This is a genomic window from Mycobacterium sp. HUMS_12744610 (genome assembly GCF_041206865.1).
GTDB lineage: Bacteria > Actinomycetota > Actinomycetes > Mycobacteriales > Mycobacteriaceae > Mycobacterium > Mycobacterium servetii.
Map to the genome: position 1 here is coordinate 1,175,505 of NZ_JBGEDP010000001.1, position 22,828 is coordinate 1,198,332.

At 66.7% G+C, this 22,828-nt stretch carries 18 protein-coding genes and 4 pseudogenes; 14 read left to right on the forward strand and 8 right to left on the reverse strand.

Going from position 1 to position 22,828, the window contains the following annotated elements:
* Position 1: 1 nt before the first annotated feature.
* From AB8998_RS05955 to AB8998_RS05970, 4 genes and pseudogenes are all read right to left on the reverse strand, one after another.
* Positions 2-1,147 (reverse strand): amidohydrolase family protein, encoded by a 1,146-nt coding sequence (locus AB8998_RS05955; RefSeq protein WP_369737039.1) that lies wholly within the window; start codon positions 1,145-1,147, stop codon positions 2-4.
* Between the two features lie 31 nt (positions 1,148-1,178).
* Complete coding sequence (locus AB8998_RS05960; protein WP_369737040.1) at positions 1,179-2,273, reverse strand: amidohydrolase family protein; 1,095 nt, start codon at positions 2,271-2,273, stop codon at positions 1,179-1,181.
* 269 nt (positions 2,274-2,542) lie between these two features.
* A pseudogene (locus tag AB8998_RS05965) lies at positions 2,543-3,203 on the reverse strand (NAD(P)-dependent oxidoreductase); the annotation flags it as partial.
* 9 nt (positions 3,204-3,212) lie between these two features.
* Positions 3,213-3,553 (reverse strand): annotated as a pseudogene (locus tag AB8998_RS05970) (carboxymuconolactone decarboxylase family protein).
* Between the two features lie 145 nt (positions 3,554-3,698).
* On the opposite strand from AB8998_RS05970, the gene AB8998_RS05975 reads away from it, so the two are divergent.
* From AB8998_RS05975 to AB8998_RS05995, 5 genes are all read left to right on the forward strand, one after another.
* Entirely contained in the window at positions 3,699-4,361 is a 663-nt protein-coding gene (locus AB8998_RS05975) for a nitroreductase family protein (protein ID WP_369737041.1), read from the forward strand.
* A gap of 91 nt (positions 4,362-4,452) precedes the next feature.
* Positions 4,453-4,854, forward strand: coding sequence for a DUF1942 domain-containing protein (locus AB8998_RS05980; protein WP_369737042.1), 402 nt, complete (start codon positions 4,453-4,455; stop codon positions 4,852-4,854).
* 191 nt (positions 4,855-5,045) lie between these two features.
* The gene (locus tag AB8998_RS05985; protein WP_369737043.1) at positions 5,046-5,549 is read left to right on the forward strand and encodes a DUF1942 domain-containing protein; all 504 of its coding nucleotides are present in this window, start codon (positions 5,046-5,048) and stop codon (positions 5,547-5,549) included.
* A 284-nt stretch (positions 5,550-5,833) separates the two neighbouring features.
* The gene (locus AB8998_RS05990; protein ID WP_369737044.1) at positions 5,834-6,832 is read left to right on the forward strand and encodes an acyl-CoA dehydrogenase family protein; all 999 of its coding nucleotides are present in this window, start codon (positions 5,834-5,836) and stop codon (positions 6,830-6,832) included.
* On the forward strand, positions 6,816-7,991 hold the full coding sequence (locus AB8998_RS05995) for an acyl-CoA dehydrogenase family protein (protein WP_369737045.1): 1,176 nt from the start codon (positions 6,816-6,818) through the stop codon (positions 7,989-7,991). Before AB8998_RS05990 ends, AB8998_RS05995 begins: the two co-directional genes overlap by 17 nt.
* Before the next feature lie 29 nt (positions 7,992-8,020).
* On the opposite strand, the gene AB8998_RS06000 is transcribed toward AB8998_RS05995, so the two are convergent.
* The 4 genes from AB8998_RS06000 to AB8998_RS06015 are packed head-to-tail and all read right to left on the reverse strand — an operon-like array spanning position 8,021 to position 11,238.
* On the reverse strand, positions 8,021-9,385 hold the full coding sequence (locus tag AB8998_RS06000) for a cytochrome P450 (protein WP_369737046.1): 1,365 nt from the start codon (positions 9,383-9,385) through the stop codon (positions 8,021-8,023).
* 14 nt (positions 9,386-9,399) lie between these two features.
* The gene (locus AB8998_RS06005) at positions 9,400-9,600 is read right to left on the reverse strand and encodes a ferredoxin (protein ID WP_369737047.1); all 201 of its coding nucleotides are present in this window, start codon (positions 9,598-9,600) and stop codon (positions 9,400-9,402) included.
* Positions 9,601-9,627: 27 nt separating this feature from the next.
* Positions 9,628-10,488, reverse strand: a complete 861-nt coding sequence (locus AB8998_RS06010) for a mycofactocin-coupled SDR family oxidoreductase (protein ID WP_369741445.1) — start codon at positions 10,486-10,488, stop codon at positions 9,628-9,630.
* Between the two features lie 48 nt (positions 10,489-10,536).
* On the reverse strand, positions 10,537-11,238 hold the full coding sequence (locus tag AB8998_RS06015) for an SDR family NAD(P)-dependent oxidoreductase (protein ID WP_369737048.1): 702 nt from the start codon (positions 11,236-11,238) through the stop codon (positions 10,537-10,539).
* Positions 11,239-11,706: 468 nt separating this feature from the next.
* On the opposite strand from AB8998_RS06015, the pseudogene AB8998_RS06020 reads away from it, so the two are divergent.
* From AB8998_RS06020 to AB8998_RS06060, 9 genes and pseudogenes are all read left to right on the forward strand, one after another.
* Positions 11,707-12,910, forward strand: a pseudogene (locus tag AB8998_RS06020) (CaiB/BaiF CoA transferase family protein).
* Positions 12,911-13,247: 337 nt separating this feature from the next.
* Positions 13,248-14,054 (forward strand): MlaE family ABC transporter permease, encoded by an 807-nt coding sequence (locus AB8998_RS06025; RefSeq protein WP_369737049.1) that lies wholly within the window; start codon positions 13,248-13,250, stop codon positions 14,052-14,054.
* A 31-nt stretch (positions 14,055-14,085) separates the two neighbouring features.
* The gene (locus AB8998_RS06030) at positions 14,086-14,931 is read left to right on the forward strand and encodes an ABC transporter permease (RefSeq protein ID WP_369737050.1); all 846 of its coding nucleotides are present in this window, start codon (positions 14,086-14,088) and stop codon (positions 14,929-14,931) included.
* Positions 14,932-14,946: 15 nt separating this feature from the next.
* Positions 14,947-16,224, forward strand: a complete 1,278-nt coding sequence (locus AB8998_RS06035; RefSeq protein ID WP_369737051.1) for an MCE family protein — start codon at positions 14,947-14,949, stop codon at positions 16,222-16,224.
* Complete coding sequence (locus tag AB8998_RS06040) at positions 16,221-17,261, forward strand: MCE family protein (RefSeq protein ID WP_369737052.1); 1,041 nt, start codon at positions 16,221-16,223, stop codon at positions 17,259-17,261. Before AB8998_RS06035 ends, AB8998_RS06040 begins: the two co-directional genes overlap by 4 nt.
* Positions 17,254-18,336, forward strand: a complete 1,083-nt coding sequence (locus AB8998_RS06045) for an MCE family protein (RefSeq protein WP_369737053.1) — start codon at positions 17,254-17,256, stop codon at positions 18,334-18,336. Before AB8998_RS06040 ends, AB8998_RS06045 begins: the two co-directional genes overlap by 8 nt.
* Entirely contained in the window at positions 18,336-19,760 is a 1,425-nt protein-coding gene (locus tag AB8998_RS06050) for an MCE family protein (RefSeq protein WP_369737054.1), read from the forward strand. The genes AB8998_RS06045 and AB8998_RS06050 overlap by 1 nt, the downstream gene beginning before the upstream one ends.
* Positions 19,757-21,190, forward strand: coding sequence for an MCE family protein (locus AB8998_RS06055; protein WP_369737055.1), 1,434 nt, complete (start codon positions 19,757-19,759; stop codon positions 21,188-21,190). Before AB8998_RS06050 ends, AB8998_RS06055 begins: the two co-directional genes overlap by 4 nt.
* Positions 21,191-22,824: pseudogene (locus tag AB8998_RS06060) on the forward strand (MCE family protein). It abuts the gene before it with no gap.
* Positions 22,825-22,828: the final 4 nt, after the last annotated feature.

Sequence of the window (22,828 nt, forward strand, 5' to 3'; positions counted from 1 at the left end):
CTCAGAACACCCGGACCTGACCCTCGAGCACCGGAACCGTGTCGGGGAGGTGGTATGTCGCGATGCCGTTCTTGAACATCACCGCTTCGCGGGCCGCCTTGGGCAGGTGCTTGACCAGCCAGCGCGGGTCGTCGAACGTCCAGTGCGGGTAGTCCGAGGAGTAGAGCAGGATCTTGTCGCACTCCATCCACTCCAGGGCGCGGGTCAACTCGGTCTTGTCCTCCGGGTAGTCCAGCGGCTGGGTGGTGAACTTGATGTGGTCCTTGACGTATTCGGACGGCTTGCGCTTGATGTCGATCCAGGATTTGCGGGCCTCGTAGACGGCGTCCATGCGCCACATCAGCGGCAGGATCCAGGTGAACGCGTGCTCGACGAACACGATCCGCAGCGCCGGAAATCGGTCGAAGACGCCGTCGAAGATCAGGCTCATGACCTGATTTGCGGCCAGCAGCGAGTAGGTGACCATGAAGTCGTGGTTGTAGCTGGGGTAGCCCACCGGCGGCGTCGGCAACTCGTCGAAGTGGCTGCGGGACAGATGGCAGCTCACCGTGATGTCGTGCTTGGTGGCCGCCGCCCAGATCGGGTCGTATTTCGGGTGGCCCCAGGACGGCCGCGGCTCGGCCTTGATCAGAATCTGCGCCATGTAGGGGTGCCCGGCCCAGCGCTCGATCTCGCGCACGCTCGCTTCCGGCTCCTCGATGGCGGCACAGATCGAGCCCCGCCACCGCTCGTGCCAGTTGTTGTGGCTGTCCAGCCAGTGGTTGGCCTGCCAGTCGTTCAGGGCGCAGGCCATCGCGTGCTGCGCTTCGGGCAGGCGCGCCGGGTAGGCGGCGGGTTCCAGTATCGCGATGTCGGAGCCCGCCTCCATGATCAGCTGACGGAACGCCATATCCGGGTCGCTGCAAGGGAATTCGCCGTCGGGCGGGAAGGTGTCCACGCGCATCGCATAGCTGTGTGCGTAGTCGGGGGCGTCGTAGTAGATCTGCTCACCCACCTTGCGGGTGAGGAAGTACTTGCTGCGCCACGGCTCGGGGATGTACGGAAGCAGTTCCCCGCGCTTGGGCGTCGGGTGGACATCCGAGTCGACGCACCGGACGGCTATGCGCTCGGCGGCGGGAACCCGTTCGTGCATATGGGTCAGCGTCATCTCGACACTCCTCCGGTTTCCTTGTCTTCCTCTACTGTGCGCCCGAGCCGACGGCGATGTCTATCCCGTACAGGTCGGCCGCGTTGCGCCAGCACAGTTTCTCGCGCTGCTCGGCGGACAGCGCCGCGGGCAGCTTCTTGGCGTCGGCGCACTGCCAGTGCGGATAGCTCGAGCCGAACATCACCATGTCGTCCTTGCCGGTGAAGCCGAACCATTCACCGGCGAACTCGGCGTCGCGAGGCGGGCCGTCGAGGCTGCCCTGCACGAAATACACGTGATCGGCCAGGTAGTCGCTGGGAATTCGGGGGGCCCACGGCGTCTGCTCCAGATGGGGCCGGCCGAAGCAGTCCATCCGCCAGATGAACGGCGTGAGGAAGTCCGCGGCGCCGTCGGCCCAGACGAACTTCAGGCCGGCGAAACGTTCGAACACACCTTCGGCGATCATGTTCATCTGGTGGTACAGGTAGTTCAGCGCCATGAAGCCCGTGTACTGCTCGTAGGTGCGGGTGTTCCCGGACGGCGTGGGCGGCGAGGCGATGCCCGAGCCGACCTCGATGTGGACCGCAACGGGAAGGTTCGCCGCGACCGCGGCTTCCCACAGCGGCCAGAACTGCGGCTTGCCGTAGAGCTCGCGGGACTGCAGCGGAACCCCGATCTGGACGACGCGCGGGTGGTCACGCCACCTCTCGATCTCCCGCAGCGCGCCGGCGATGTCGTCGGGGTTGACCCGGATGGTGCCGCGGAACCGCTCACCGAACCTGTCGTTGTCGAGCCAGCGCGACACCATCATCTCGTTGTGCGCGGCATGTAACGCGCTGCCCAGGTGCCGGTCGGGCATGATGCCTCGCCCCATCGGGTGCAGCACTGCCACATCGACGCCGCGCTTCGAAAAGAGCTCGTGGGCAACGAATTCGGGATCCGACCCCGGATACTGGCCGTCCGGTCCCTCGGCGTTCGGCGCGTACTCACCGCCCGGCGCCCCGTACCAGTCCATCTCGTAGTCGGGGAAACCGCGGCTCTTGAACGGCTCGCGCAGCACGGCCCGCAAATCCTTGTTGGACGGGAAGAAGATGTGCACGCTGGCGTCGATCAACGGCGTGCGGGTCCCGTCAGCGTGTTCGATCACGAAAGCCATCCTCGGGCTTCGGTAGCCACAGCGAGTCGGACTCGCCCATATGATAGAGAAGCTAACATTCTCGTCGGGGGTCGATCAATCCGTTTCCGGTAAGCGTTTCGGTTAATCATCGCGCCTGGTAGCCATAGATTTTGCCGTCACATCGGTGAGCGTCGTTCTTCTATATGGATAATAGCATTCTCCGCGGCCTTCAGCGTGCGGCGCGGGTTCTGGTGCGGTTGCTTCCCCGCCCGGTGCTGCCGCGCTGGCGGGTGGTACGGGCCGCCGGTGACGCCTGCCGCTTTCTCCAGCGGTTTGATCACGGTGGTGAAGTCGGCGTCGGGTCCTTCCTTCGTCGTGCTCGGCGGCCTCCCAGAGGCGCCCGATCACCCGGGCGACGTCCATCGGCACGCCGAGCGCTTCGGCTTCCTCGAGGTGCAGTCGCACGTCTTTGACCATCAGCCCGGTGGCGAACCCGTAGTCGAAGGTACGGGGGAGGATCGCTCGTGGGAACTTGTCGCGGCTTGCGCTCGTCGCGCCCGCGCCCGCGTTGAGCACGTCGATCATCACTGCCGTGTCCAGGCCGGCTTTGGCGCCCATCACCACGAATTCTGCCGTCGCGGCCAGGACGTTGGCGGCGAGCAGGTTGTTGGCCAGCTTCATCGTCTGTGCCGAGCCCGGCTTCTCGCCGAGGTAGAACGGCCGGCCGAGTGTCTCGAGGACCGCGCGCACGGTGTCGAATTCGCTGCGCGGGCCCGAAACCATGACCGTTGCGGTGCGATCGGCGACCTCCCGGGCCGACGCGGCCGGCCGGGCTCCCAGTGCGACGCGCTCCAGCGCGGGGTCTTGCGCGTCGAAGGCGACGACGTCGTGGCGCGCGTCGATGAGGCGACGCGCCATGGGAAACCCCGTGTGGCCCAACCCGATGAGCCCGATGTTAATGACGAACTCCTAGTCCTGCCCCGCTTCGGCGAACGTTTCCCGGGCGATGTGGAAGCTGTCAACCGGCACGCCGGCGTAGAGCGCGACCTGCAGAAAGATCTCCCGGATCTCCTCGCGGGTGACGCCGTTGGTCAGTGCGGCCTTGACGTGCGTGCGCAGTTCGTTGGCATGCTGCGAGTCTTCCGCGGCAGCGCCTCACGGCCCCAGACGGCGCCCGAGCAGTATTCGGTGACGAGGTCCTGCAACGGCCGGCTGAAGTCGTCCGCGTCGGCCAGCGCCTGGTTGACATAGGCCTCACCCAGGACTGCGGAGCGAATTTCGAGGCCCCGCCGGTAAGTTTCGCGATCCACCGGTGTTCTCCTTCGTCGCGGCGTTTGCCACCTGATTGCGCATTGTCGCCGAATCAGCCTGCCGGGAAACGGGAATGCCCCGGCCGCCGCTGTGGTGGTATCACGATAGGTTGCAGCCAGAAGCTGGTGCCGGAAGGGAGCGGTCATGACCGGAGCAAGCGACGACGTCTGGGAGGTGATGTCGACGGCTCGGACGATCCGGCGATTCACGGACGAACCGGTCGACGACGCGACGCTGGCACGGTGCTTACAGGCAGCTACCTGGGCGCCCTCCGGCGCCAACGCGCAGCGCTGGCGTTTCGTCGTGCTGCGATCCCCCGAGCAGCGCGCCGTCGTGGCCAAGGCCGCGGCCCACGCGCTGGAGGTGATCGAGCCCGTGTACGGCATGAGCCGTCCCGCCGCCGACGATAACAGCCGCCGTGCCCGCACCTATCGTGCGACCTACGAATTGCATGATCGCGCAGGTGAGTTCACCTCGGTGTTGTTCGCCCAGCAGCATTTTGCGACTACGTCGCAACTGCTGCTGGGAGGATCGATCTTCCCCGCCATGCAGAACTTTTTGCTGGCCGCCCGTGCGCAGGGCCTGGGGGCTTGCCTGACCGGCTGGGCGTCGTATGGGGGCGAGCGACTTCTGCGGGACGCAGTCGGTGTGCCCGAGGACTGGCTGGTGGCCGGGCATGTCGTGGTCGGATGGCCCAGGGGCAGGCACGGTGTGGTCCGTCGCCGCCCGCTCGCAGAGGCCGTGAACCTCGACCACTGGGGCGATCCCGCCGACGACGTCGTTGCCGCTCTTCGTTCTCTGGCCTGAGCGGTCGCTTCTCGTCAACAGGTCGGCGCACCCGACGCCCAGCCGCCGTGACCGTGCGAGGACAACCCGCGCAGAAGCGGCCGGACTGGCGGTGGCGGCCGTCTTCGCGGCGACACCGGCGGCAGCCCAGACCGGCAAATTCGGGACGATGGAAGAGCTGGCTGCTGCTGGCGGCAGCGAGGTTGCCGATTACACCGTGAGCAACCTGAAGCGCAGCGGCAACAACGACGGGCTATGGGTTGCCGACGTCACGGTCAAGTCCGCGAAAGGCGCCGTCACCCCGGTCATCGGCGACTTCAACGCCCAGGCGGGCGATGGGTCGAAGTACACCGCGATCGAGGGAAGGAACCCGGACGGTCTGACCAATCAGCCCATCGCCCCGGGTAGCTCGCGCAGCGTCAAGCTCTACTTCGGTGTCAACGGCGGTACCCAGCCGGACAGCGTCGTGTACAGCACCGGAAACAACGCAGACCAGCTCGTCTGGAAGGGCTGAAGGCGACGGCATAGCGAGCAGCGGCTCCATTTGACCGGGGGCGTTACCGTCCTCGGTCACGCCCGTGCTCAGCCAATCCCTCCGCCGGGAAGCGTTTGACGCGCTTGGACGAAGCGACAAATACCGCGCCGAGACTTCGCGGTCACTACAACGGTGGGAAACCTACGTGTGCAGTGTGGTGGCCGAGCACCGTGGCCGCCACGACATCACGGAAATCGGTGTGCAAGAAGGAGTCCAACGTGACATTCCAAGCGACTGTCAAGACAGCTGCGGCCGTCGCCGGACTCGCCGCGGCAGCGATCTTCACGGCGACATCGGCCAGCGCCGCCCCGGCCAAGCCCTTCGGTACGATGGAGGAGGCCAGCTCGAACAACGGCGCCGACGTCGCCGACATCACCGTGGGTAACCTCAAGCCCAGCGGCCACAACGACGGCGTATTGGAAGCCGACGCCACCATCAAGACCGTCAAAGGCTTTGTCACCCCGCACATCGGCGATTTCCATGCCGTAGGCCCCAATGGCGCGAATTACTCAGCGGTCCTCGGGAACAACCCCGACGGCCTTCCTGCCGGCGAGATCCCCGCGGGCCAGAGCCGGAGCGGAAAGCTGTACTTCACCGTCAACGGCGGCGCGCAGCGCAACAGCGTCGTCTTCACCCCGGTGGACGCCAACGATCAGCTCGTGTGGAAGGACTAGGCGGGGTGAGCCGCGGATAGCTTCACCGCGCACCTTACGTGGAGGCCGAGGGCGAGTTCTCGCCCTCGGCCTCCACGTTTTTGGGGCCTGGCCGCAATTCTACTGCGGCGAAAGCCGTTGGGGCAGTAGGTAAGACGATAAATCTCGGGTTCTGCACGGGCCGGGGACGCATAGCCGCCCTCGGCCCACCGTTCTCAACAGCCAATAGCCAGTTTCCGAGATCATTACTTCCGTATGAGAGAATGGTATTCTCGCGGTGGCGGTGACGACAGGAGGCGGCCGGGATGCTGTTGGAGTTCGATGCCGATCAGCGGCTGTGGCAGAGCACGGTGCGAGACGCGCTCACCAAGCAATGCCCGCCCTCCCTGGTCCGCAGCATCGCCGAGGACGGCGTGGACCCGAGCCCGCTGTGGAAGTCCTACGTGGACCAGGGCTGGACCGAACTGAGCGATCCGGACAGCATGGTGGAACTCGCCATCGTGCTCGAGGAATTGGGTTACGCGACCGACCCGACCCCGTTCCTGGCGACGATGAGCCAGTTCGCTCCGTTGGCGGCGGACCGCTTCGACCCCCACGAGTCGGGCACCGCCGTGCGTGCCGGCGTGACGGCGCACCGGGACGCCGACGGCTGGGTGCTGGACGGCACGGCGCGCCACGTGCTCGACGGGGATCGCGTCGACCGGTTCGCGGTGGTCACCGAAGCCGGGGTGTTCCTCGCGGAGGCCGGCCAGGTGTCGGCCCGCCGGTCGGCGGTCTTCGACCCCGTCCTACACGTCGCCGACCTGTCGTTCTGCGGTGTCCGGGTGCCCGACGAGGCCCGGCTCGCGGTCGACCGGGAGCGCGCACACCATGTGGCGTTGGCCGGCATGGCGGTCACGATGGTGGGCGCGTGCCAGCGCATCCTCGATCTGGTACTCGACCACGTCCGCAACCGGCACCAGTTCGGTGTGCCCATCGGGTCGTTCCAGGCCGTGCAGCACAAGGCGGCGGACATGCACGTCGCGGTGCAACGGGCCCGGGCGCTGGCATACTTCGCGGCGTTGACGATCGCTGCCGACGACCCCCGGCGCCGGCTGGCGGCCGCGATGGCCAAGGCGTCTGCGGGAGAGTGTCAGTCGCTGGTATTCCGGCACGGCCTACAGCTTTTCGGCGCCATGGGGTTCACGTGGGAGAACGACCTGCAATTCGCGCTCAAGCGCGCCAAGGCGGGGGAGTTGATGCTCGGCGGAGCCGCGGAACACCGCGCGCGGATCGCGGAGGAGTACCGTGCGGCTGACTTTTGATCCCGACGTCGAGGCGTTCCGGGCGGCGTTTGCGTCCTTCCTCGACGAAAACCTGCCCCCCGCAAGTGAAACGGTCGAGCGTCCCCGGTCGGTGTCCCACATGCCGCAGTGGGCACGCCGTTGGCAGCGGCTGCTGTTCGACAACGGCTGGCTGCTGCCCGCTCAGCCCCCGGAGTTCGGCGGCCGCAACGCGACGGTCGTCCAGCAGTTCGTCTACCTGGAGGAACTCAGTCGACGGCGGATCTATCACAGCTTCAACCCGCAGGGCGTGAATATCGTTGCGGCGTCGCTGTTGTCGTTCGGCAGCGATGAGCAGAAGCGCCGCTGGGCGGTACCGATCCTGCGGGCCGAGATCACCGCGTCGCTGGGTATGAGCGAACCCAGCGCCGGGTCCGACCTGGCGTCCCTGCGTACCCGCGCCATCCTCGACGGCGACCACTTCGTGGTCAACGGCCAGAAGGTGTGGACATCGGGGGCCCACGACGCCGACGTGTTGCTGACCTTCGTGCGGACGAACCCCGATGCCCCCAAACACAAGGGCATTAGCGCCCTGGTGATCCCGACCGACACCCCGGGCGTTCAGCGCCGGCCGTTTCCGTCCATCTGCTCCGCCGATGACCTGGATTTCAACGAGGTCTTCTTCACCGACGCGCGGGTGCCGGCCGAGAACCTGGTAGGGGCGCTGAACGAGGGCTGGCGAGTGGCCAACGGATCCCTCGGGCACGAGCGCACCATGATGTGGCTGGGCTTCGCCGACCGGCTCGGCAACATGATCGACGACTTTTCCCCCACCACGGAGGTCGAGCGCGACCAGTACGCCACCACGATCATGGACAAGCAGGCCCTGCGCCTGCTGGGTTCGGTGGCGCTGGCCGGCGCGGCCCGTGGCGAGGACGACACCGCGGCCATCTCGGTGCTCAAGCTGCTCGGGTCCGAGGCCGAGTTGCGGGCGATGGACCTCGCGCTGACCTCCGCCGGACCCGACGGGCTCGTGCACCCGGGGCAGAGCGGCCCGTATGCGCACATGAACCTCGACCATTATTTCGCCAGCTGGTTCGAGCGCTTCGCCCGCAGCTTCAGCGGGACGATCGCGGGGGGCACCTCGGAGATCCAGCGCAACATCATCGCCCAGCGCGTGCTGGGCCTGCCGAGGGGCTGAGCCGGCGCGAGCAGACGAAGCCGGGCCACCTAGTCGATGACGGCGGCTTCCTTGCGCTCGGTGATTGGCCGCGCGAGCTCCTGCTCGTCGCAGATGCGCTGCAGCTTGTCCAGGGTCTCGTCGAGTCCCGCGCCGATCCGCTGACCCGGCGTGAAGGTCGCCGGCAGTTTGCGCATGCCCTGGATGACGCCGATGGTCTCGTAGTGGACGGTGCCCTCGGGGTCGCAGCGGTAGTCGGGCATCCGGTCGAGCACCGCGGTCAGCATGGACTTGAACACGGTACGCGCCACGTTCGACCCGGCGCACCGGTGCACGCCGAGCCCGAAACTGAAGTGCCGGTTGCCTTTACGGTTGAGGATGATCTCGTCCGGGTCGTGGAACACCGCGGGGTCGCGGTTGGCCATAGCCCACGAGATCCACAGCCGCTCGCCTTCCTTGAACTGTGTCCCGTCGAGTTCGACGTCGTCGGAGAACGTCCTACCGTCGCCGGGCGCCGGGGTGAAGTAGCGCAGGAACTCCTCGGTCGCCGGGTCGAGCAGCGTGTCGCGCTCCCGGCTGAGCAGCTCGCGCTCGGCAGGATGCTCCGAAAGCCATTCCAGCGAATGGGCGGTCAGGGCGGTCGTGGTGTCGAAGCCGCCGCCGATGATCAGCCCGAGGTTGCCGAGGATCTCCAGATCCGGGGCGGGCTCGCCGTCGATCCGCATCTCGAGCAGCGCGTTGACCAGCCCCGGCCGCGGGTTGTTGCGGATCTCGATCATGTTGTTGACGAGGTCGATCCCCATCTGCCGGTGCATCTCGGTGACCCGTTGGATGTCGGGGGAGTGCTCGGGGGTGTACACCGCGGCGTGGGTGGGCTCGCTGTACATCTGCCAGTTCTTCAGCGGGATTCCCATCATCGCCAGCGTCAGCACGGCGGGCACCACGTTGGCCAGATCGTCGACGAAGTCGATGCGGCCCTCTTCGATCTGCTCGTCGAGGCAGGCGCGCGTCACGTCGTTGACGAAGGGCTCCCAGCGCTTGACGGCGGCCGGTGACAGGTAGGGGTTGAGCACGCTGCGGTAGATGTGGTGCTCGGGGTTGTCCATTTCCAGGATCCCACCCCGCACCTGGTTGATCCGGCTGGCGGTGGGAATCGAAATGCCCTTGTAGCCGCGGCGTTCGTTGTGGATGTCGTGGTCGTTGGACACCGCGGGGCAGCGGGCGAGCTCGAACACCTCGTGGCTGCCCGCCGCGACCCAGTGCCCGCCGTAGGTGTCGCTCCACGCCATCGGGCACGTGGCGTGCATCTCCTTGGTGATCTGCTCGAAGCGGTTGCGGTACTCCGGGGAGTGCCGCTCGAACTGGTACCGGTGCTTCTTGCGGTCGCTGTCGCTCACGACGGCGTCGACGCTCAAGGCGCTGTCTCCCTTTAGCTTTCGTCCGTGATGATGATGGCCTGCTCGGGACACGATTGCGCGGCCTCGCGGACCTTGGCCTGCCGGTCGGCCGGCACCACTTCGTCGATCGCCGACGAGCTGCCGTCGATGTCGCTGAGCCGGAAGGACTCCGGAGCGATCATCGAACACAGGGTGTGGCCCTGGCAGCGTTCTGGATCAACCCAGACTTTCACGGTGACTCCTCCGATGGTTCTATGGGCTCACTGCTGGTAGTCGTGCCACTTGAGGTAGCCGCCGGCGTCGACGCGCAACTGCATGCCGGTGACGTAGCGGGCCTCGTCGGAGGCCAGCCACAGCACGGCGTTGCTGATGTCCTCCGGCTCGACGTAGGGAATCCTCATCGCCTGCTGCACGCCGAACACCGGCTCCGCGTCGGCCCGCGCCGGCTTTTCCAGGTCCGGCCGGAACGAGCGGTACATCGGCTCGCTCTGCAGCATCGGCGTGTTGGTGTTCGTCGGGTGGATGGCGTTGGCGCGAATCCCCAACGGCGCCAACTCCGTCGCGAGGTCGTGCACGTAGTGGGCGATCCCGCGTTTGGAGTGGATGTAGGCCATGCCGCCGGGGTCCGTCCCGGGGTTGTCCTTCTTGGCCGTGTCCATCAGCGCGGCGGTGGATCCGGTTGCGATGATCGAGGCCCCGGAACCCAGGTGCGGCAGCGCGACCTGAATGGCGTTGATGGTGCCGACCAAATTGGTGTTGATCACGTCGCACCACGCCTGGAGCGGCGGCTCGCCCCTCATGCCGGCGATGCCGGCCTGGGCCACCACGATGTCGAGCCGGCCGAACTCGGCGAGGCCGCTGCCCAGCGCGTCCCGCAACTGGCCGGCGTCACGCACGTCGGCATGCGCGGTCACCACCGCCTGGCCGGTCTTCTCGACGAGCCGGGCGGTCTCGTCGAGATCCTCGGGTGCGGCCATGGGGTAACCGATGGTGTCGATGTCGCAGCACAGGTCGACGGCGATGATGTCGGCGCCTTCCTCGGCCAGGCGCACCGCGTGGCTGCGGCCCTGACCCCGCGCCGCACCGGTGACGAAGGCGACCTTTCCGGCAACGCGCCCCACTGCGCCGTCTCCCACCACTTCTCCTTATGAATCGATTGGCCGGGTGCTTCAGGTGTTGCGGCCGCCGTTGACGCCCAGGATCTGACCGGTGATGTAGCCGGCCTCCTCGGAGACGAGGAAAGCGCACGCGGCGGCGATGTCTTCGGGCTTGCCCATCCGGCGCACCGGAGTGCGGGCGATGGTCTCCTCGATGCTGCCGAGGAACCCGTTCTTCTCGGCGGCGCGCAGCATGGGGGTGTCGATGAACCCCGGCGGCACGGCGTTGACCGTGATGCCGCTCGGCCCGTACTCGAGCGCGAGCGACTTGGTGAGCCCGTTGACCGCGGACTTGGCCGCCACGTAGTGGCTCATATAAGGAGCGCCGGAGTGGGTGCTCGACGAGGAGATGTTGACGATGCGGCCCCACCCGGCCTGCACCATGTCGGGCAGCACCGCCTGGATCGTGTGGAAGACCCCGTTGAGGTTGACGTCGATCACGCGCTGCCAGTCCTCGAACGTGAGGTTGTTGAACCGTTTGAACCCGTCCAGACCAGCGGCGTTCACCAGCACCGTCACGGGGCCCAGCTGGGCGCGGATCGCCGACAGGGCGGCGTCCACCTGCGACCGGTCGGTGACGTCGGCGGTGAATGCGAAATCGGCGTCGGACGGATTCAGGTCGAGCGTGGCGACATCGAGACCGTCGGCGCGCAGGCGGTTCGCCACGGCCAGCCCGATGCCGGAGCCGCCCCCGGTCACCACTGCGGTCTTCATGTCCCCATCCACGGGGACGTCCCCGTCATCGACGTCATTGACGCGGCCATCTCATTCACAAAGAATCTCCCTTACAATTATGAGAACCTTACTCTCACGCCGGATCGGCGTGCAACATCGCCGCGAAACCGCGCTCAGCCTGCGCCGAGGGGCCTGTGGAGCCGCCGTGGGAGCGTTTGTGCCGCTGGTCAGCGCGCTGATCCCGACCGCGGGACTTTCTTGAATTTTCGAGACACGAATGTAAGATTCGCCCCGTAGGAGAACCAAATTTTCGTGACCGGCACCACAATAAGGGGTACGAATGCCAGTGCAGGACACCGCGGAAGCAGTCGCGGACGCGGCGGCGGCCCGGCAGGCATTCGACACCACCAGCCGGTCGACCGATGTTGCGTCCCGGATCCGCTGCCTCGACCAGCCCAGCCCCGACTGCTTGAAGCCCCCGACAAGGCGCGAGACGGGTGGTCGCGCGTGAGGCCGCTGGAGGGCATCCGCGTCCTGGAGGTCGCAATGTACGGGTTCGTCCCGTCGGCCGGCGCGGTGCTGGCCGAATGGGGCGCCGACGTGATCAAGGTCGCACGCGGTGACCGGTGACCCGCAGCGCGGCCTGCGGCAGACCGGCATGCTGCGCGTCGAGGGCGACCCGAACCCCAACATCGAACACGCCAACCGGCTCAAGCGAAGCATCGGGCTGGACATGTCGATACCCGAGGGCAAGGACGTGCTCTACGAGCTGGTTCGCCGCTCGGACGTGTTCCTGACCAGCTTCCTGCCCGGACACCGCAAGAAGTTCGGCATCGACGTCGACGACATCCGCGCGGTCAACCCCGACATCATCTACGCGCGCGGCAGCGCGCTCGGCCCGCGCGGCGCGGAGTCGGAGAAGGGCGGCTACGACATGACCGCCTTCTGGTGCCGGGCCGGAACCGCCGCCACCATCACGCCGCCCGGGACGCCGGGCATGATCGGGCCGCCCGGGCCGGCCTACGGCGACACGATCTCGGGCACCAACCTCGCCGGTGGCATCGCCGCGGCGCTGCTCAAGCGGGAGCGCACCGGCGAGCCGTCGGTCGTGGACGTCTCGCTGCTGGGCAGCGGCCTGTGGTCGATGGGCCACACGGTGGCGTTGACGACGCATCTGGGTCAGCGACTGGAGGCGCCGCCGCCCGGTGTGCACGGCTCGCCGATCAACCCGCTGGTGGGGGTGTACGCGACATCGGACGGCCGCTACATCTCCCTGGTGATGATGCAGCCCACCAAGTTCTGGGCCGACGTGTGCCGCCACGTCGACCTACCGGAACTGGCCGACGACCCGCGGTTCTCCACGACGGAGAAGATCGCCGCCAACACCGCCGACGCGGTGGAGATCCTGACCAAGGCCATCGGTGCGCGCACGCTGGCCGAGTGGCGCGAACGCTTCGCCACGCTCGCGGGGCCGTGGGCCCCGGTCCAGGACACCCTGCAGGCCGCCGACGACGCACAGGTCCGGTCCAACGAGTACATCGTGCGCGCGGGCGAACTCGAACTCGTCGCCAACCCGGTCCAGTTCGATGTCGGAGCCCCGCAGACGGGCCCGGCGCCCGGGTTCGCCGAGCAGACCGACGAGATCCTGATGGAGATCGGCCTCGACTGGGACCGCATCATCGAGCTCAAGACGGCCGGCGCCGTCACCTAGGACCAACGTTGCCAGCGACGCTCGAGCCGACCGCCACTTCCGTTGGAACGTGGCGGTACTTCCCGGATTCTGTGAATACGGGCCGCCTGATAACGGTTGCGCGGTTTGGGTTCCGCCTGGACGCCGCATGAGTCATAATCGCCGGACGCTTCAAGCCATGGGGGCTTGTTCGGCCACCTGTGTTTCGGAGTGTCCACTCACGCAACAGAACGGAGGACCGGCGTGAGGACGGTCGACGCTGTAGCCGCGACCGCCGGCCACGTCCGGCGGCCCCGGATCGGTCTGGCGCACAGCGTGGTTCGTTCCGATGCCACAAGTCCGGAGGAGCGTGGCAACGATGGCGAGTAGAGGCGCGGAGCGCTGGACAGCGGGCATCTCGCTGGGGCGCGGCTCGAAGCCCATGGAGGCCATCGGTGGCCTGTTCGCGATGTCGGCCGACGCGGTCCGGTTCCTGTTCCGCCGGCCCTTCCAATGGCGCGAGTTCCTCGAACAGTCGTGGTTCGTCGCGCGGGTCGCGATCGCGCCCACCTTGCTGGTGGCCATCCCCTTCACCGTGCTGGTCAGCTTCACCCTCAACATCCTGTTGCGGGAACTCGGTGCCGCGGACCTCTCCGGTGCGGGTGCCGCGTTCGGCGCGGTGACCCAGGTCGGTCCCATGGTGACGGTGCTGATCGTGGCCGGCGCCGGGGCCACGGCGATGTGCGCGGACCTGGGATCGCGAACGATCCGCGAGGAGATCGACGCGATGGAGGTGCTGGGCATCAACCCGATCCAGCGCCTGGTGACCCCCCGCATGCTGGCGGCGGGACTGGTGGCCCTGCTGCTCAACAGCCTGGTGGTCATCATCGGCATCGTGGGCGGATACGTCTTCTCGGTGTTCGTCCAGGACGTCAACCCCGGCGCGTTCGCCGCCGGCATCACCCTGCTCACCGGCGTGCCCGAGGTCATCATCTCCTGCGTCAAGGCAGCGCTTTTCGGTCTGATCGCCGGGCTGGTCGCGTGCTACCGCGGGCTGACGATCACCTCCGGTGGCGCCAAGGCCGTCGGCAACGCCGTCAATGAGACGGTGGTCTACGCGTTCATGTCGCTGTTCGTGGTCAACGTCGTCGTCACCGCGATCGGCATCCGGATGTCGGCCAAGTAGAAGAACTCCGAAGGAGGTGTGAGGACACACTGTGACGCTGCGAGCCGCCTACCCGCGTCTGACGCGACAACTCGACAAGCCGGTCGCCACCTTGGGCCGAATCGGCGATCACACGCTCTTCTACGGCAAGGCGCTCGCCGGCGTTCCGTTCGCGTTCACGCACTACCGGCGGGAAGTCATTCGCCTGGTCGCCGAAATCAGCATGGGCGCCGGGACTTTGGCCATGATCGGCGGGACCCTGGCGATCGTGGGCTTTTTGACCCTGGCCGCCGGCGGCACGCTGGCCGTGCAGGGCTACAGCTCGCTGGGCAACATCGGCATCGAGGCGCTGACGGGTTTTTTGGCGGCCTTCATCAACGTTCGCATCGCGGCGCCGATCGTCGCGGGAATCGGTCTCGCGGCCACGTTCGGTGCCGGCGTCACCGCGCAGTTGGGTGCCATGCGGATCAACGAGGAGATCGACGCGCTGGAATCCATGGCGATTCGGCCGGTGTCCTACCTGGTGAGCACCCGCATCGTGGCCGGGATGCTGGCCATCACCCCGTTGTATTCGATCGCCGTCATCCTGTCTTTCATGGCCAGCCAGTTCGTGACGGTGGTGTTGTTCGGCCAGTCCGGCGGCCTGTACCAGCACTACTTCACGACCTTCCTGAACCCCATCGACCTGTTGTGGTCGTTCCTGCAAGCCGTTTTGATGGCGCTCACGATCTTGTTGATCCATACGTACTTCGGTTACTTCGCCTCCGGCGGGCCGGCCGGTGTCGGCGTCGCGACCGGCAACGCGGTGCGCACGTCGCTGATCGTGGTCGTCTCGGTGACGCTGCTGGTATCGCTGTCCATCTATGGCTCCAACGGCAACTTCCACTTGTCCGGGTAGCGCAGGAGACATGACGTGACGGAGCATCTCGGTCCCGGCCCCATCCATCGTTCGGAAACCACCAGCGCCGCAAGACCGGTCGCGGCGGCGCCCGGCAGTCACTTCGGCGCGGAGTCGTATGCCCGCCCCCTGGCGGGCCTGGCGACCATCGTGGTGGTCGCCGCGATCGTCGGCGTCGCCGTGGGCCTGTTCCAGGGCGACTTCACCACGAGCATCCCGGTTACCGTGGTCTCGCAGCGTGCGGGCCTGGTGATGAACCCCGACGCCAAGGTGAAGATGCGCGGAGTCGAGGTGGGCAAGGTCGCCTCGATCGACGTGCGGCCCGACGGTCAGGCCGTCCTGCACCTTGCGCTCGAGCCCTCGCAGCTGCACTTCATTCCCGCCAATGTGCTCGTCGACATCGCCTCGACCTCCGTCTTCGGCGCCAAGTTCGTCGAACTGATACCGCCGGCCCAGCCCTCGGCGCAGGCGTTGCACCCCGGTCAGGTCCTCGAGGGCAAGCACGTCACCGTCGAGATCAACACGGTGTTCCAGCAACTCACGTCGTTGTTGTCGACCATCGATCCGGCCAAGCTCAACGAAACCCTCGGCGCGCTCGCGTCGGCGGTCAATGGGCGGGGCCACAAGATCGGCCAGATGCTGTCCGACCTGGATTCGTTCCTGGCCAAGCAGGAGCCCAGCCTGCCCGCGCTGAGTCACGACCTCGAGGTCCTGCCCGCGGTCAGCAACGCCTACGCCGACGCGGCGCCGGATCTCCTCGCCACGGCCGACAACACGGTCAAGCTGAGCAAGTCGATCGTCGACGAGCAACAAAACCTGGATGCCTTCCTGATGAGCTCGATTGGCTTGGCCGACATGGGCAACGACGTGTTAGGCGGCAACAGGCAGGCACTGACCGACGTCCTGCATCTGGCGGCGCCGACCACCGACCTGCTCAACGAGTACCACCAGGCGCTGTGGTGCGGCATCGCTGGATCGCTGGTGAACCTCAAGGCTCCGCCCCTGCCCGAGCCGATGGTCAAGGTGGCGGTCTACCTCGGTTTCGGCGCCGAACGCTACCGCTATCCCGCCAACCTGCCGAAGGTGGCCGCGACCGGCGGTCCCCAGTGCCAGGACCTGCCCGTGGTGCCGTTCGATGTCGCTCCACCTTTCGTGGTGGCCGACGTCGGCGCCAACCCGCAGGAGTACGGCAACCCGCAATTGCTGCTCAACTCCGACGCGCTCAAACAGTTGCTGTACGGCCCGATCGACGGGCCACCGCGCAACTCCTTCCAGGTGGGACAACCCGGATGAGCGGCTCGCGCGCGATGATCATCAAGTTCGGGGCGTTCGCCGCCGTGATGATCCTGTTGACGGTGTTCCTGTTCTTCATCTTCGGGCAGTACACCACCGGTTCGACGAACGGGTACTCGGCACAGTTCACCGACGTGTCACGGCTCAAGCCCGGCGAGACCGTGCGGGTCGCCGGGGTGCGGGTGGGTACGGTCAACAGCGTTTCGCTGCGTCCGGACAAAACGGTTCTCGTGAAGTTCGACGCGGAGCGGAAAGTCGTGCTCACCAACGGAACCCGGGCTGTGATCCGCTACCTGAACCTGGTCGGCGACCGCTACCTCGAACTCGTCGACGGCCCCGGATCCACCAAGTTGCTGCCGCCCGGCTCGGAGATCCCGATCGATCGCACGGCACCGGCCCTCGACATCGACCTGCTGCTCGGTGGGCTGAAGCCGGTTACCCAGGGCCTCAACCCGCAGGACGTCAACGCGCTGAGCGCCTCGCTCATCCAGGTCTTCCAGGGCGAGGGCGACACCCTGCAGTCGCTGATGGCCAAGTCGTCGTCCTTTTCGAACGCGTTGGCCGACAACAACGAGACGGTGCAGGCGCTGATCGACAACCTCAACACCGTGGTGGGCACGGTCGACAAGGAGGGCAATAAATTCTCCGGGGCCATCGAGCGCCTCGAGAAATTGGTCAGCGGACTGTCGCAGGATCGCGACACCATCGGTACCGCGATCACCGCCCTGGACAATGGAACCGCGTCGATCGCGAGTCTGCTGGGACGCGCCCGCGCGCCCCTGGCCGGCACCGTGGACCAGTTGAATCGGTTGGCCCCTCTGCTGGACAAGGACAAGAACCTCCTCGACATCTCGCTGCAAAAACTGCCGAACAACTACCGGAAGCTGACCAGGCTCGGCGCCTACGGTGCCTGGTTCCCCTACTATCTGTGCGGTCTGGCGCTGCGTGTATCCGATCTGCAGTACCGGACGGTCGAGGTGGGTATCAACCACCAGGTCACCGGGAGATGCGCGGAACCGAAGGATCCCGATGAATAAGTACCGCGGAGCAGGCCTCATTCGAGCCGGGTTCATCGGCGCCGTCCTGATAATGCTGGTCATTGCCGTCGGGCTGAATCCCGACCAGCTGATACAGCGGGCTACCACGGTCCGGTACCAGGCGTTGTTCTCCGATGCCGGCGGTCTCGCCCAGGGCAATGACGTGACGGTGTCAGGCATGAAGGTGGGCAGCGTGACCGGCATGGCGCTGCAGCACGGCGACGTGCTGGTGACGTTCACCGTCAACGGGAACGTCGGGCTCGGGTCGGCCAGCACCGCACACATCAGGACAGGCTCGCTGCTGGGACAACGAGTGCTGACCGTCGAGTCCGCCGGCAGCGGCACCATGCGCCCGATGACCGTCATCCCGGCGTCGCGCACGTCGTCCCCCTACTCGCTGTCGGAGGCCATCAGCGACCTGGCGACCGACGTCAAGGGGACCAACACCGAATCGCTCAACCAGTCCCTCGACACTTTGTCCGCGACCCTGGATCAGGTTGCGCCGCAACTGGGGCCCACGTTCGACAGCCTGACCCGGATTTCCAAGACCCTCAATGCCCGTAACGAGACACTCGGCGAGTTGCTCAAGGGTGCCGGCGACGTCACCGGCATCCTGTCGCAACGCAGCAACCAACTGAACACGTTGATCCTCAACGCCAATGACCTCCTGTCCATGCTGGTCACGCGACGGCAGGCGATCGTCCGGCTGTTGTCCAGCACCTCCGCGGTGGCCAGGCAGTTGTCCGGTCTGGTGCACGACAACGAGGCGAAGTTGGCGCCGTCGCTGGAGAAATTGAACTCCGTGACCGCGATGTTGGAGAAGAACCGCGACAACCTCTCCAAAGCGCTGCCCGGCCTTGCGAAGTACGAGCTGACGCAGGGGGAGACCGTGTCCAGCGGGTTCTACTACAACCCGCTCATCCCGAACCTGTTCCAGCTGCAATTCTTCCAATGGCTGTTCGACTACGCGTTCGGCTTCCGCGCCTACGGCGCTCCCGGTCAACCCCCGGACACCGCCGGACCGCGCGCGTTGCTCCCGTTCCCGTTCAACATGCAACCGGGAGGTTCGCGGTGATGCGGCTCGGGGCGATTCCCCGCCACAGGTTCAGGACGGTCCTGGCCGTCGCCTTGGCCGGGCTCTTGGTGGTCGGGGCGGCTGTTGCCATGCGCAACACCTTCTTTCGGCCGAAGACGATCACCGCGTACTTTCCCACCACCACCGCGATCTACCCGGGCGACGACGTGCGGGTCTCCGGCATGAAGGTCGGGACCATCGCGTCCATCCGGCCGCAGGGCACCCGGGCCGAGATGGTCATGCACGTCGATCGCAACGTGCCCATCCCGGCGGATGCGCGGGCGGTGATCGTCGCCCAGAACCTGGTGGCGGCGCGCTACGTCCAGCTCACCCCGGCCTACCGGTCGAGTGGCCCCACCATGCACGACGGCGCGGTCATACCGGTCGACCGGACGGCCGTGCCCGTCGAATGGGACGAGGTCAAAGACCAGTTGATGCGGATGGCAACGGAATTGGGGCCCAACAGCAAGGTGTCCACCCCGTCGGTGGCGCGGTTCATCGACAGCGCCGCCGACGCGCTCGGCGGTGGCAACGGTGAGAAGCTGCGCCAGACGCTGTCTGAGCTGTCGGGGGTGGGGCGGATCTTGGCGGACGGAAGCGGCAACATCGTCGACATCATCAAGAATCTGCAGACTTTCGTCGGCGCCCTGCGCGACAGCAACGTCCAGCTCGTCCAGTTCAACAACCGGCTGGCCACACTCACCAGCGTCCTCGACGACAACAAATCCGACCTCGATGCGGCCATGACGGACCTGTCGAGTGCGGTCGGGGAAGTGCAGCGCTTCATCGCGGGCGTCCGCGACCAGACGTCGGAACAGGTAACGCGGCTGGCCGACCTCACGCAGATCCTCGTAGACAACAAGATGGCACTCAAGAACGTTCTGCACGTGACGCCGAACGCTCTTGCCAACGCCTACAACGACTACGACCCCGACGTCGGAAACATCCGCGGTGGGGTGGGATTGCAGAACTTCAGCAACCCGACGTGGACCTTCTGCTCACAGATCGGGGCCTTGGAAAACGGCACCGGGGTCGAGACGGGCAAGTTGTGCGGCCTGTATCTGAGCCCGGCCTTGAAGGTGTTCAACCCGTTGATGTTCTTCAACTTCAACTACTTCCCGTTGCCGGTCAATCCGCTGCTGGCGCCGGCGTTCGACGCGCGCAACGTCGTGTACACCGAGGAACGGCTGAAGCCCGGCGGGGAGGGCCCGAAGCTGGCACCGCCCGAGTTGCCGCCCGCGGTGTCCGCGTACACCGGGCTGCCCGGCGATTACCCGTCCGCGCCGCCGCCACCCGGGCCGCCGGCGCGGATACCCGGAGCCGCCATGCCGGAGCCGCCCCCGCCGAGCACACCGGCAGAGCCGGCGCCGGCTCCGGCCAGCGTCCCGGACATGCTGCTCCCAGCGGAAAGTGGGCAACCATGAGGGCTCGATTCGCCGTACCCGCGTTGCGGAGGCTCCTCGGGCTCGCCTGCTGCGTCATGCTCGCCACGAGCGGATGCGCTTTCAACGGTCTGAACTCTCTGCCCTTGCCGGGTGCGGTCGGACGCGGACCTGGCGCCAGCGTCTACCACGTCCAGCTGGCCAATGTAGGCACGCTGGAGGCGAATTCACCGGTGATGATCGACGACGTCATCGTCGGCAGCATCAGCAAGATGACGGTGCAGGGCTGGCACGCCAACGTGGACATCTCGCTGCGGCCCGGGGTCGCGATCCCGGCCAATGTCGTGGCGAAGGTCGGCCAGACCAGCCTGTTGGGATCGATGCACCTGGAACTCAATCCGCCGCTCGGTCAACCGGCCAGCGGACGGCTGCAGCCCGGCGCCACGATCCCGTTGAACCGGTCGTCTACCTATCCATCGACCGAGCAGACGCTGTCGTCGTTGTCGGTGATCCTCAACGCCGGGGGGCTCGGGCAGATCGGGGACATCATCCACAATTTCAACGCCAGCCTGTCCGGGCGCGCGGGCGACGTTCGCGACCTGCTGGCGCGGCTCGACAGGTTCGTGGGCACTCTCGACCAGCAGCGCGGCAACCTCGTCGCATCCATACAGGCGCTGAACCGGCTCTCAGGCACCTTCGCCGCGCAGCGCGACGTGATCACCCAGGCGCTGTACAAGATTCCGCCCGCACTGGACGTTCTGAACAAGGAGCGGCCCCAGTTGACGACGGCTTTGAACAGGCTGGGAACGTTCGGCAACACCGCCACCAAGCTCGTGAACGACGCGGGATCCGACTTGGTCAGGAACCTGAAGAACCTGGGGCCAACGCTTGCGGCGCTCGCCGACATCGGGCCCGACCTGGACGCTGCCCTTGCCTATGCGCCCACTTTCCCATTCACCCAGGGTTTCATCGACCGGAACATCCGGGGCGATTACGTCAACGGCTTCTTCTACATCGACTTGACGAACGCCGGTCTGCGCAAGAGCATCCTGCGGGGCACCCACTGGGAACGCCTGGGCGCCGAGGTCGTGCCGGCGCCCGGGGACCCGGAGTACTTGCTGTACAAGTACGGAGCTCCACCCGGCGCACCCGGAGGCGTGACCGGGCCGGGGCCGGTCGGGGAACCGATGCGCGGCCCGAACGCGGCGCCATGGCAACCCGGCGTGCCGGCGCCGTACGTGCCACCGGCAACTGCCAACCCGCAGTCGGCGGACGCGCCGCCGCCTACGCCGCCGGCGCCGGTATCGCCCCTGGTCGCCGGCCTGACGATGCTCGGGCCGGACGCTGCGCCCGAACCGTCGTCGTCGCCGCCGGCTTTGCCCGGACCGCCGCAACGGGAGGCATCGCCCGCGGACCAGGGCGCCCCGGTGCCGGGCGCGACGCCGGTTCAGCCGACGGACGGAGGCCGGTAGATGCTGACCCGTTTCGTCCGAATCCAGTTGGCGGTGTTCGCCATCGCGGGAACCATCGGCATCGTCCTGATGGTGTTGTGGTACGTCCAGGCTCCGACGCTGCTGGGCGTCGGCAAGATGCGGTCACGCTGAAGCTGCCGGCCACGGGTGGGCTCTACCGCTTCAGCAACGTGACCTACCGCGGGGTGCAGATGGGCAAGGTGACGTCGGTGGGTTTGACGCCCCACGGCGCGGAAGCCACTCTCTCCCTTGATACCTCGCCCAAGATTCCGGCGGACCTCAAAGCCGAGGTGCGCAGCGTCTCCGCGGTCGGTGAGTACTACGTGGATCTGCGCCCGCGAACCGACTCGGCGCCCTACCTGCACGACGGCTCGGTCATCGCCGTGAACGACGCCTCGATCCCGCAGCCGGTCGGTCCCGTGCTCGACCAGAGCAGCAAGTTGATCAACAGCATTCCCAAGGGCAAGCTCGGTCAGTTGCTCGACGAGACCTTCCAGGCGTTCAACGGCGCCGGTTACGATTTCAAGTCGCTGTTCGACTCTTCGGCGAAATTCTCCGGCGACCTCAACGGCGTCGCCGACCGCGCCCGGAGCCTGACCGACGACACGGGGCCATTCCTCGACACGCAGGAAAAGACCACCGACTCGATCCGATTGTGGGCGCGCAGCCTTGCCGGTGTCTCCGGTCAACTCGCTCAGAACGACCCACAGATCCGCACTCTGCTGGCCAGGGGGCCGGGAGCCTTCGACGAGGCGTCCAGACTGCTCGAGCAGATCAAACCAACGCTGCCCGTGCTGCTCGCCAACCTCACCACCGTTGGCCAGATCGGCATCACCTACCACGCCTCGCTCGAGCAGGCACTTGTATTGCTGCCGCCGTTCACCGCCGCGATTCAGTCGTTCATCGGCACGAAGAGCCCCAACGGGCTGGCCACCGGTGCGTTCAATCTTGTCCTCAGCGATCCCCCCGCCTGCACGGTCGGCTTTCTGCCGCCGAGCGAATGGCGCGCTCCGTCCGACACCCGGATCGTCGACACCCCCGACGGGTTGTACTGCAAGCTGCCGCAGGATTCACCGATCGGCGTCCGCGGTGCCCGCAACTATCCGTGTATGGGCCAGCCCGGTAAGCGCGCGCCCACGGTCGAAATCTGCGAGAGCGACAAGCCATTCGAACCGCTCGCGATGAGACAGCACGTCTTTGGCACGTACCCACTGGATCCGAACCTCATCGCGCAGGGCATTGCGCCGGACGACCGGGTCAACTGGAACAGGGAGAGGATCTTCGGGCCGGTGGAGGGCACGCCGCTACCGCCGGGAGCGGTTCCGCGGGGAACAGGTCCCGACGCACCAGCGGCACCGCCGGCGCCGCCCGGCCCCGCGACGCAGATGGGCGAGGTCTCACCCATCGCGCCGCTCGACGTTCCCTCCGGCTCCGGGGCCACACCCACCGGTGCCACGGCCGCGGCGCCAAGTGCGTTCGGGAGCAACGAATCAAAGCCGAGTCCGTCTGTCGCTGTGGCGGAGTACGACCCACGTACCGGTAGCTACGTCGCCCCGGACGGAAAGGTCTACCGTCAGTCGAATCTGGCTGAGAAGGGCACACCCAAGACGTGGAAGGACATGTTCCCCACCTGAGCGT

Bases quoted from the DNA above. Each gene is read 5' to 3' on its own strand.
- AB8998_RS05955 (WP_369737039.1), bottom strand. From the start codon at position 1,147: ATGACGCTGACCCATATGCACGAACGGGTTCCCGCCGCCGAGCGCATA.
- AB8998_RS06040 (WP_369737052.1), top strand. From the start codon at position 16,221: ATGAGCGGCTCGCGCGCGATGATCATCAAGTTCGGGGCGTTCGCCGCC.
- AB8998_RS06050 (WP_369737054.1), top strand. From the start codon at position 18,336: ATGCGGCTCGGGGCGATTCCCCGCCACAGGTTCAGGACGGTCCTGGCC.
- AB8998_RS06045 (WP_369737053.1), top strand. From the start codon at position 17,254: ATGAATAAGTACCGCGGAGCAGGCCTCATTCGAGCCGGGTTCATCGGC.
- AB8998_RS06025 (WP_369737049.1), top strand. From the start codon at position 13,248: ATGGCGAGTAGAGGCGCGGAGCGCTGGACAGCGGGCATCTCGCTGGGG.
- AB8998_RS05975 (WP_369737041.1), top strand. From the start codon at position 3,699: ATGACCGGAGCAAGCGACGACGTCTGGGAGGTGATGTCGACGGCTCGG.
- AB8998_RS06055 (WP_369737055.1), top strand. From the start codon at position 19,757: ATGAGGGCTCGATTCGCCGTACCCGCGTTGCGGAGGCTCCTCGGGCTC.
- AB8998_RS06015 (WP_369737048.1), bottom strand. From the start codon at position 11,238: ATGAAGACCGCAGTGGTGACCGGGGGCGGCTCCGGCATCGGGCTGGCC.
- AB8998_RS05990 (WP_369737044.1), top strand. From the start codon at position 5,834: ATGCTGTTGGAGTTCGATGCCGATCAGCGGCTGTGGCAGAGCACGGTG.